General features: G+C 74.9%; 3 protein-coding genes. All 3 read right to left on the reverse strand.

The features are described from left to right. Positions 1-3,087: amino acid adenylation domain-containing protein (locus CCN56_RS27405; protein WP_143664640.1), on the reverse strand; the 3,087-nt coding region annotated here is incomplete at its 3' end. Then, positions 3,084-6,119, reverse strand: coding sequence for a type I polyketide synthase (locus CCN56_RS27410; protein WP_086830628.1), 3,036 nt, complete (start codon positions 6,117-6,119; stop codon positions 3,084-3,086). The genes CCN56_RS27410 and CCN56_RS27405, both read right to left, overlap by 4 nt. Next, positions 6,112-11,199, reverse strand: a 5,088-nt coding sequence (locus tag CCN56_RS27415; RefSeq protein ID WP_107484228.1) for a non-ribosomal peptide synthetase, incomplete at its 5' end; no start/stop codon positions are given. The genes CCN56_RS27415 and CCN56_RS27410, both read right to left, overlap by 8 nt.

The following is an 11,199-nucleotide window of genomic DNA, read 5'->3' on the forward strand; positions in this document are numbered from 1 at the left end:
GCCGACCCGGTCGAGGCCGAGCAGCTCGCGCCAGGCGCGGGCGACCCTCGCCTCGGTGGCGGTGCGCGGGGCGACGTAGGCGGTGGCGGAGGCGGTGCGGACCGGCTCGGGGACGGGCAGGACCTTGCGGTCCACCTTGCCGTTGACGGTGAGCGGCAGGGCGTCGAGGACGACGACGGCCGTGGGCACCATGTAGGCGGGCAGGCGGTCGGCGAGGTGGTCGCGCAGCACGGCCGCCGTGTCCTGCGGGCTCTCTCCGGCGCGTGCGCCGGGCTCCAGGGTGGCGTAGCCGTACAGCCGCGTCTCGCCGTCCGCCCCCTGCTGGGGGACGACGACGGCGGCGTGCACGTCCTCGTGGTCGAGCAGGGCGGCCTCGACCTCGCCGGTCTCGATGCGGTAGCCGCGGATCTTGACCTGGTGGTCGGCCCGGCCGACGTACTCGAACTCGCCGCGGGGGGTGAGCCGGGCGAGGTCGCCGCTCTTGTAGAGGCGCTCGCCGGGCCGGTCGGAGAAGGGGTGGGGGACGAACCGGTCGGCGGTCTTCCGCGGGTCGCGGAAGTAGCAGCGCGCCAGGCCGGGGCCGCCGACGTACAGCTCTCCCGTGACGCCGATGGGTACGGGCTGGAGCAGGTCGTCGAGGGCGTACAGCTCCATGTCGGGCATGGGCCGGCCGATGGGGCTGCGCCGGTTGAGCCGTACGTCCTCGGCGGTCATCTCGCGGATGGTGACGTGGATGGTCTCCGTGATGCCGTACATGTTGACCAGGCGCGGGGACCGGTCGCCGTGCCGCTCGAACCAGCTCGCGAGGACGCCGGACTCCAGTGCCTCGCCGCCGAAGACGATGACGCGCAGCGGGAGGTCGTCCGGGTCGTGCCGGGCGTCGACGGCGGCGAAGTGGACGAAGGCGGAGGGGGTCTGGTTGAGGACGGTGACGCCCTCCTCGCGGACCATGGCGTAGTACGCCTCGGGGTCGCGGGCGGTCTCCTGCGGCACGACGACGAGCCGGCCGCCGTGCAGCAGGGCTCCCCACATCTCGACGACGGAGACGTCGAAGGCGTAGCTGTGGAGCATCGGCCAGACGTCGTTCTCGTCGAAGTCGTACGTGGAGGTGGCCTGCATGGCCGCGAACATCCGGGCCACCGTGGCGTGGGTGACCTGCACTCCCTTGGGCGTGCCGGTGGATCCCGAGGTGTAGATGATGTATGCGGTGTTGTCGGGCGCGAGCGGCGCCGGGTCCCGCGGGGGCACGGGGCGGGCCGGGTCGGGGAAGGGCTCCTCGGGCCGGTCGAGGACCAGGAGGTGGCCGTCGTACGCGGGCAGGGCCTCGCGCAGTGAGGCGTGGGTGATCAGGACGTGCGGGGTGGCGTCGCCGAGGATCCGGGCCAGCCGGGCCGTCGGGTAGAGCGGGTCCATGGGGACGTAGGCGCCGCCGGCCTTGAAGACGCCGAGGATGGCGACGGCGGTGTCGAGTCCGCGCTCCAGGAACAGGCCCACGAGCGACTCGCGGCCGACGCCCGCCGCGCGGAGCCGTACGGCCAGTGCCTCGGCCCTGCGGTCGAGTTCGGCGTAACCGAGGTGCTCGCCCTCGCAGCTGACGGCGACGGCGTCGGGCCGTTCGAGGGCGTGGCGCCGGAAGGTCTCGTGGAGGCATTCCCCGACGGGGAAGTCCTGCGTCCGGCGGCCGATGTCGAGGACCCGGCGCCGTTCGGTGCCGCTGAGCAGCGGCAGCCGGGAGAGGCGGGTGTCGGGGGCGGCGACGGCTCCTTCGAGCAGCACCAGGTAGCGGTCGAGCATGCGCTCGGCGGTGGTCCGGTCGAAGAGGTCGCTGTCGTACTCGAGGGTGGCGACCCAGCCGTCGGCGCGGCTGCCCAGGATGAGCTGGAGGTCGAAGCGGGAGGTGCCGTTGTGCGTCTCGACGGCCTCGGCGGTCAGGCCGGGCAGGTCGAGGGCGCTGGTGGTGGCGTTCTGGAGGACGAACATGGTCCGGAACAGCGGGGTGAGGTGGCTGCCCCGGTCGGGACGCAGGTCCTCGACGATCTTCTCGAACGGCAGGCCCTGGTGGGCGTAGGCGCCCAGGGCGCTCTTGCGGACGCGGCGCACCAGTTCGCCGAACTCCGGGTCGCCGGTGAGGTCGACGCGCACCGGGAGGGTGTTGACGAAGAGGCCGATCAGCTGCTCGGTGTCGACGTCGCCGCGGCCCGCGATCGGCGTGCCGACGATGATGTCGCTCTGGCCGGCGCAGCGCTGCAGCAGGGCGCCGTAGGACGCGAGCAGCACCATGTACGGGGTGACGCCGCGGCCGCGGGCGAGGGCGGCGACGGCTTCGACGAGCGGCTGCGGGATCTCGCGGCGGACGCGGGCGCCCCGGTAGCCGGGCTCCTCGGGGCGCGGCCGGTCGGTGGGGAGTTCCAGGGCCGGTATGTCGCCGGCGAGGCGCTCGCGCCAGTAGGCGAGGTCGGCGTCCATGGCTCCGTCGGCGAACCGCTGGTGCTGGCGGGCCGCGAACTCGGCGTACCGGACCGGCGGTTCGGGCAGCAGGTCGCCGTCCCCGGCGTCCCCGGCGCCTCCGGAGGCCAGGGCGGTGTAGGCCCGGTTGAACTCCCGGATGAGCACGTCGAGGGACCAGCCGTCGCACACCATGTGGTGCACGGTCAGGGCGAGGACGTGCTCCTCGTCGGCGAGCCTGGCCAGGCCGATCCGCAGCAGCGGCGGCCGGTCGAGGGCGAACGGAGCGGTCGCCTGTGCGGTCAGCCAGTCGGCGAGCTGCTTCGCGCCGTCGGTGTCCGTGCCTTCGGCGGCCGTGTCCGCGTCGCGGCGGAAGTCGACGTGCTCGACGGCGGGTTCCGCGTCCTCGGGGGCCAGGACGGCCTGCCCGGGGGTGCCGCGATGGACGCCGAACGCGGCGCGGAGCGTGTCGTGGCGGCGTACGACCGCGCGGAAGGCGCCCTCGACGGCCTCGGTGTCGAGGGGGCCGGTCAGCCGCACGGCCAGGGGGATGTTCTGAAGGGCGGTGCCCGGCACGAGTTCTTCCATGAACCACATGCGCTGCTGTGCGAACGACAGCGGTTCGGTCGTCTGGATGGTCACTGCTCCACCGCCTCGGCAGGGTCGTCGGTCTGTGCGCGGACGGCGAGTTCGGCCATCCGCCGTACGGTCGGCTCGTCCAGGAAGTCCTCCAGGGGGAGTTCCACCCGGAAGAGCCGGTTGGCCCGGGAGACGAGCTGGGAGGCGTTGAGCGAGTCACCGCCGAGCATGAACAGGTCGTCGTCGGGGCCGATGTCCGCGATGCCGAGCAGCTCCCGCCAGATCGCGGTGATCCGCTCGACGGGCCCGGCGTCGGCGGACGCCTCGGGCGCCGGTGCCGCGGCGGGCACGGCGTGCGCACCGGACAGGGCGTCGGTCACGGCGTCGGTCGCGGTCTCCGGAGCCGGAGCCGGGCTCGTCTCCGTGGACGTCGCCGGTGTCGGTGCCGGTGCCGCCGTCGGCGCCGGGGTCCGCCGCGCGTCGATCCAGTGGCGGCGACGCTCCATCGGGTGTCCCGGCAGCGGTACGGCCCTTGCCCCGTCGGCCCGGGGGAGGTCGACGTCGACGCCGCGCGTCCACGCCTGCCCCAGGGCCTGGAGGAGATGGCGCCGGTCCGAGCCGTTCTGCCGGGCGCCGCGCACGGTGCTGACCGGCCGCAGGCCGGCTCCCGCCACCTGGGCGGCGAACCGTCCCAGGGCGCGTCCGGGGCCGAGTTCGAGGAGGACCGCGTCCGGGACGGCGGCGAGGAGTTCGGCGACGCCGTCGGCGAACCGCACGGCGGCACGCGCCTGGCCCGCCCAGTAGTGCGGGTCCGTCGCCTCGGCGTCCGTGATCCACGTGCCGCTGACGTTGGACACGAAGGGGATGCGGGGGACGTGCAGCGGCACCCGGGCGACCTCGGCCGCGAACGGCTCCACCATCGGGTCGAGCATCGCGGAGTGGAAGGCGTGCGAGGTGACGAGGCGCTTCGCGGCCACACCGCGGGCGGTGAGCTCGGACTCGACCCGGGCCACGGCCGCCTCGGTGCCGGAGAGCACGAGCCGCTGCGGCGCGTTGAGCGCGGCGATGCCGAGCTCGGGCCCGGTCAGGGCGCGTGCCTCGTCCTCCGTCAGCTCCACGGCGAGCATCGCGCCGCGCGGCCGCTCGCCCATCAGGCGCCCGCGGACGGCGACCAGACGGACGGCGTCCTCCAGGGTGAAGACGCCGGCCAGGCAGGCCGCGGTCCACTCCCCCAGGCTGTGGCCGAGCAGCGCCGCGGGGTGCACTCCGTGGCTCTGCCACCAGCGCGCGAGGGCGTACTCGACGGCGAACAGCGCGGGCTGGGCGAGCCGGGTGTCGACCAGCGGGTCGTCGGCCCCGGGGGCCGCCGGTTCGCTCAGCAGGCCGCGCAGGTCGATCCCGGTGTGCGGGGCGAGCAGTGCGGCGACCTCGTCGATGTGGCGTGCGAACTCGGGCTCGCTGCGGAGGAGTTCGGCCGTCATCCCCTGGTACTGGGTGCCCTGGCCGGGGAAGAGGAAGGCGGCCGGGGCGTCGCCCGGGGCGTGCTCGGCGGCGGCCTTCCGCAGGGCGGCGGCGGCCTCGGCAGGCATGGCGGCGACCACGGCGGCCCGGTGCGGGAAGCGCCTGCGCCGGTGGGCGAGGGTGTGCGCGATGTCCGGCAGCTGTCCTGCGGGGGCGGTCTCGACGGCCTCGGCGAGCCAGCCGGTCGATGCCGTCAGGGCGTCCGGGGTGCGGGCGGAGACCGTGAAGAGGAGGTCCCCGCCTTCTGCCGGTGCGGGACTCGGGGCGGCAGGGGCCTGCTCCAGGACGACGTGGGCGTTGGTGCCGCCGACGCCGAAGGAGCTGACGCCCGCCCTGCGGGGTCCGTCGCCGGTGGGCCAGGGGCGCAGGCGGTCGTTGACGGCGAACGGCGACTTCTCGTCCGTACGCGGGTTCCGCCTGCGGTAGTGCAGGCTCGGGGGCAGCTGCCCCTCGCGTACGGCGAGCACCGTCTTGATCAGTCCGATGACCCCGGACGCGGCGTTGAGGTGGCCGATGTTGGTCTTGACCGAGCCGATCGGCACGGAGCCGGGGGCCAGGCCCTCGGCGCCGAACACCTCGTCGAGGGCGGCGAGTTCCACCGGGTCGCCGACGGCGGTGCCGGTGCCGTGCGCCTCCACGTAGCCGATCGTCGCGGGGCTGACGTCGGCGGCGAAGTAGGCGTCGTGGAGGACCTGCACCTGGCCGTCGACGCTCGGCGCGGTGTAGCCGGTCTTGCGCGCGCCGTCGTTGTTGACGGCGGCTCCGAGGATCACGGCGTGGACGCGGTCGCCGTCGGCGAGGGCGTCCGAGAGCCGCTTCAGCGCGACGACGCCGACTCCGCTGCCGAAGACGGTGCCGGCGGCGTCCGCGTCGAAGGCGCGGCAGTAGCCGTCGGGCGACTGGATGCCCCCGGTCTCGTACACATAGCCCCGGTCCTGGGGGAGCTTGAGGGACGCGCCGCCGGCCAGCGCCATGTCGCACTGGTAGTCGAGCAGGGCCCGGGCGGCCTCGGCGACCGCGACGAGCGAGGTCGAGCAGGCCGTCTGCACGGTCACGGCGGGGCCGGTCAGGCCGAGGCGGTGCGCGACCCGGCTGGTCAGGTAGTCCTTGTCGTTGCCGTGCAGGAGGGCCGCCGGGTACTCGCCGAGCAGCCGCTCCTGGTCGAGGCTCGGCAGGACGTTGAGCACCAGGTACGTGTTGAACGAGGTGCCGCCCCACACGCCGATCCGGCCCCGGACGCGCTGCGGGTCGCACCCGGCGTCCTCCAGGGCGGTCCAGCACTGCTCAAGGAAGAGCCGCTGCTGGGGGTCGGCCAGTTCCGCCTCGCGCGGGGTCATGCCGAAGAAGGCGGCGTCGAAGTCCTCGGCGCCCTTCACCCGGGCGACGGCCGGCACATAGCCGTCGGGCGCGTCGGCGGGCGGGTCGAGGCGCTCGACCGATTCGACTCCCCGTACCAGGTTGTCCCAGAATCCTTCGGCGTCGTCGGCGCCGGGCACCCGGCAGGCCAGTCCCACGACGGCGATCCGCTCCGGCTCGTCCGTCTCGGCGTCCGGCCGTTCCACAAGCTCAGACATCCCCCTGTCCCCTTCTCATCCGGCGCCGCCGGTCGGCGGCCCGTCTGGCGCGCTGGGCCGCTTCGTCGCGTACGGCCTGGTCGTTCGTGTGTGCCGCGGTCCCGCCCGCTTCGGCCCCGCCTCCGGCGAGGCGGTCCAGATGGCGGGCCAGCGCGGCGACGGTCGGGTGCCGGAGCAGGTCGACCACCGGTACGTCGAGGGAGAACTCCTCCCGCAGGCGGGTCTGCAGCGGCACCAGCTGGAGCGAGTGGCCGCCGCGGCCGAAGAAGGTGTCGTCCCGTCCGAGGTCCTCGACGTCCAGGAGTTCCCGCCACAGGCCGCGGACGCGTTCCTCGGTGCGGGTGACCGGGGTGCGGGTCGTGCCGGCCCGCTCGGCGGCGCGCCGCCGGGCCCGCAGCCCGGCCACGTCGACCTTGCCGTTGGCGGTCAGCGGGAAGGCGTCGACCACTTCGAGGACGCCCGGCACCATCGCGGCGGGCAGCCGCGTGAGCAGGTGCGTCCGCAGCGCGTCGGCGTCCGCCGGTGTGTCCGCGGCGGCCTGCACGGTGACCCAGGCCGCGAGCGACAGCTCTCCGGTGGTGTCGGACACCGGTGCCACCACGGCCGCGGTGACCGAGGGGTGGCCGCGCAGGCAGTGCTCCACGCCGGCGAGGTCGACGCGGTGGCCGCGCACCTTCACCTGGCGGTCGGCGCGGCCCGCGAAGACGACGGTGCCGTCCTCCCGGTGGCGGCCGAGGTCACCGGTGAAGTAGAGGCGTTCGCCGTGGCGGCCCGCCGGGTCGGCGGTGAACCGGGCCGAGGCGTCGGTGCCGAGGTAGCCCTCGGCGAGGTACGGGGTGCGGACGACGATCTCGCCCAGCTCGCCGACCGCCGCGGGGAACCGGCCGCGCATCACCAGGAGTTGGGCCCCGTCGATGCCCGTTCCCAGCGGCACGGCCTCGTCGGGGGCGGTCTCCCCCACCGGGTGCCAGGCCGGGGCCTGCGGCGTCTCGGTGGCGCCGTAGAAGTTGACCAGCCGGACGCCCGGCGCCAGGCGGCGCAGGGTGGCGGCCTCCCGGCCGGTGAGCACGTCGCCGCCGAAGAAGGCCAGTCGCAGCGACGGCAGGGAGCCGTCGGGGAGGCCGGCGAGGAAGCGCGCCATCGGCGGGGTGAGGTGCAGGACGGTGATCTCCTCGGCGGCCAGCCAGGCGGCGAAGGCCTCCGGGGTCGCCCGGTCCTCCTCGTCCGGTACGTGCAGCCGGGCGCCGATCGACAGCGGGACGAACAGGTCGCGCAGCAGCGGGTCGTGGCCGAGGCCCGAGGTGAGCGCGAACCGGTCGGCAGCGCTCACGTCGAAGGTGCGGGTGTACCAGTCGACGAAGTGGGCGAGCGGGGCGTGGCTCGCCACGACTCCCTTGGGGGCGCCGGTGGTTCCCGAGGTGAAGGCGATGTACGCGGTGTCGGCCGGGAGCGCGGGCACGCGTGCCGGCGCCGGGTGCGGCGTCCCGGTGGCGGTGGTGGTGGCCGTGGTGACGAGGGCGGGCGGCGGGCCGAGGACCTCGGGCTCTCCCGCCCGCGTCTCCAGCCAGGCCTTCGCGCCGATGAGCCGTGCGCACTGCTCCCGCCGCTCCACGGGGTGGGTGCGGTCGAGGACGGAGAAGGCGGCTCCGGAGCGGAGCGCGGCCAGGACGGCGACCACCAGGGCGGGGCTCCGCTCGGCGTGCACGGCCACGACGTCGCCCCGGCCCGTCCCCGCGGCGTGCAGTTCGGCGGCGAGGGAGTCGACGGCGCCGGCGAGTTCGCCGTACGTCAGCTCCGTGCCCCGGTGTCGGAGGGCGACGGTGCCGGGCCGTGCGGCGGCCGTGGCGGCGAACCGCTCGTGCACCGCGGCCGTCCACGGCGCCGGCGGCAGCGGCCGGCCGGGGTCGGGCAGCGTGGCCGGCCGGGGCGGGACCAGTTCGCCCAGGGGGCGTTCGGGCTCGGCCACGACGGCGGCGAGCAGCGCCTCGAACTGGTCGAGGAAGGCCGTGACGGTCCGGGCCTCGAAGAGCGAGGCGTCGTGGACCAGGTCGAGGCCGAGCGAGCCGTCGGCCGCGGGCTGGACGTACAGCGTCAGGTCGAAGCGGGCGCTGAGGTCCTCGGTGCCGACGAGCCGGGTGCGTACGCCGGGGATCGGCGGGTGGGAGTCGTCCAGGTTGAGCATGTTGAACAGCACCTGGAAGACGGGGGTGCGGGTGAGGTCCCGGTCCGGGGCGAGCCGGTCGACGATCCGCTCGAAGGGCACTCCCTGGTGGGCGTCGGCGTCCAGGGCGTTGGTCCTGACGCGGCGCAGCAGCTCGCGGAAGGCGGGGCCGCCGGAGGTGTCGGTGCGGACGGCGACGGTGTTCACGTACAGGCCGACGCTGTGCTCCAGGTCCTTGCGGGCCCGGCCGGCGACGGGCATGCCGACGACGACGTCGTCCTGGCCGGACCAGCGCGACAGGAGGGCGTTGTACGCGGTGAGCAGCGCCATGGAGAGCGAGGCGTTCTCCTCGCCCGCGAGGCTCCGCAGGCGCTCGGCCAGGTCGGCGGCGACCGTGCGCCGCTCCCGGGCCGCGGGCCGGTCCTGCCGGTCCCGGCGCGGGCGGTCGGTGGGCAGGTCGAGGGCGGCGGGGGCGCCGGCCAGCACCTCGGTCCAGTGCGCGAGTTCGGCCTCCCCGGCGGCGCCGTTCTGGTGCCGCGTCTGCATCCCGGCGAAGTCCGCGTACTGCACGACCGGGTCGGTGAGCACGGCGGAGGCGTCCCGCTCGCCCTGCACGAAGGCCGTGTACAGGGCCGCCAGTTCGCGGACGACGAGGCGCATCGACCAGCCGTCGGCGGCGATGTGGTGCACGGAGAGCTGCACCACGTACCGGTCCTCGGCCAGCTTGATCAGCTGGGTGTGGAGCGGGGAGCGGGTGAGGTCGAAGGGCCGCCGGTTGAAGGATGCGGTGTGCTCCTTCCGCGCGGCCTCCCGGGCGTCGGCGGGGAGCCCGGAGAGGTCGGTCTCGGGCAGGATCCCGTCGGGCAGGCCCTCGGTGACGACCTGGCGCGGCTCGCCCGACACGGCGACGTACACGGTCCGCAGCGCCTCGTGGCGGGCGACGACCTCGGTCAGCGCCGCGCGCAGGGCGTCGGGGTCCACGGGTCCTTCGAGGTGGAGCTCGCCGGCGATGCGGTACGCGAGGCCACCCGGTGCGAGCTGCTCGACGAACCACATCCGCTGCTGGGCGGAGGAGAGGGGCAGTCCCTCCGGTCCGCGCTCGAGGCGCGGGATCGGTTCGGTCCTGGCAACCGGGTCGGTCACGGCCCGGCCGGCGTCGGCGAGCTCGTCGATGCGTGCGGCGACGTCCCGCAGGACGGGGGCGTCGAAGAGCTCGCGCAGCGGGAGTTCGACGCCGGTGGCCTCGTGGAGGCGGGAGGCCGCCTGGATGGCGAGCAGGGAGTGGCCGCCCAGTTCGAAGAAGTTGGCGTCGGCGGCGATCCGCTCGGCGCCGAGGAGCTCGCTCCACACCTCCGCGACGGTCTTCTCGCTGGGCGTGGTGGGCGGCAGCGCTCCCGGGGCGCCGTCGTCCGGCAGGTCCTCCGGGGCGGGGAGCAGGGCCCGGTCCACCTTGCCGTTGGGGTTCAGCGGGAAGGCGTCCATGACGAACAGGTGGGAGGGGATCATCGCGGAGGTGAGGCGCTCGGCCAGGTGGGAGCGGAGCGCGCCGACCGTGGGGGGCTCCTGCGCGGTCGCCTCCTTCAGCACGTATCCGGCGAGGATCAGCCGGCCGTCGCGGCCGGGCCGGGCCATGACGACCGCCTCCCGGACGCCGGGGTGCGCTTCGAGGGCGTCCTGCACCTCGGCCGGTTCGATGCGTACGCCGCGGATCTTGACCTGGTGGTCGGCCCGGCCCAGGTAGTGCAGGGTGCCGTGGCGGTCGAAGCGGACGCGGTCGCCGGTGCGGTAGACGCGGGCCCCGGGGACGTCCGAGAAGGGGTGCGGGACGTAGCGGTCGGCGGTCAGGTCGGGCCGGTTCTGGTAGCCGCGGGTGACGCCGGTGCCGCCGAGGTACAGCTCGCCGACGACGCCGGGCGGTACGGGGCGCAGGTCCGCGTCGAGGACGTACAGCTCGGTGCCGGGCAGGGCGCGGCCGATCGGCGGGAGGGTGCCGTCGGGGACGCAGACCTCGGTGGTGCAGAAGACCGTGATCTCGGTCGGGCCGTAGGCGTTGACGATGCGCCGCCCCGGTGACCAGGTCCGGACGAGTTCGGCCGAGACGGCCTCGCCGACCGAGGTGAGTTCGGTGACGGTCGGCAGGTCGGCCGGGTCCATCGTGGCGAGGACGGACGGGGTGGCGCTGAGCGTGGTGACGCGTTCGCGCCGGATGGTGTCGACGAGCGGCGGGCCCGGGCGGAGCTCCTCGCGCGGGGCGACCACCAGGGTGCCTCCGGTGGTGAGCGCCATCATCCATTCCCAGGTGCTGACGTCGAAGCTGATGGAGGCGTTCTGCAGGACGCGCCGGCCGGGCCGCGGCGGCATCGACTCGCGGTGCGCCAGGTCGAAGTCGACGAGGCCCGCGTGCTCGACCATCACGCCCTTGGGGCGGCCGGTCGACCCGGAGGTGTAGATGACGTACGCGAGGCGGCCGCCGTCGGGCTCGGGGAGCGCGGGGGCGGGCACGGGCGGCTCGTGCTCGTCGTCGAGATAAAGGACCGGCACGTCCACCGCCGGCAGCCTGCCGAGCACCGAGCGCTGGGCGAGGAGCAGGGCCACCGAGGAGTCCTCGATCATGTACTCCAGGCGCTTGACCGGGTACGTCGGGTCGAGGGGGATGTACGCTCCGCCCGCCATCAGGACGGCGAGGAGGCCGACGAAGAGCCGGGGGGTGCCGTCGCCGGTGAGGCCGACCTTGGTCTCCGGGCCGACGCCGTGGGCGCGCAGGACGAGCGCCAGCGCCTCGGCCCGCTCCACCAGTTCGCGGTACGTGAGCCGCTCGTCGCCGCTCTCGACGGCGGGGGCGTCCGGGGTGCGGGCGGCCTGGGCGAGGACCAGTTCGTGGACGCCCCGGTGGGCCAGGGCGGCCGGGTCGCCGGGGCG

This window comes from Streptomyces sp. NRRL B-24572, from assembly GCF_002156145.1.
GTDB lineage: Bacteria > Actinomycetota > Actinomycetes > Streptomycetales > Streptomycetaceae > Streptomyces > Streptomyces vietnamensis.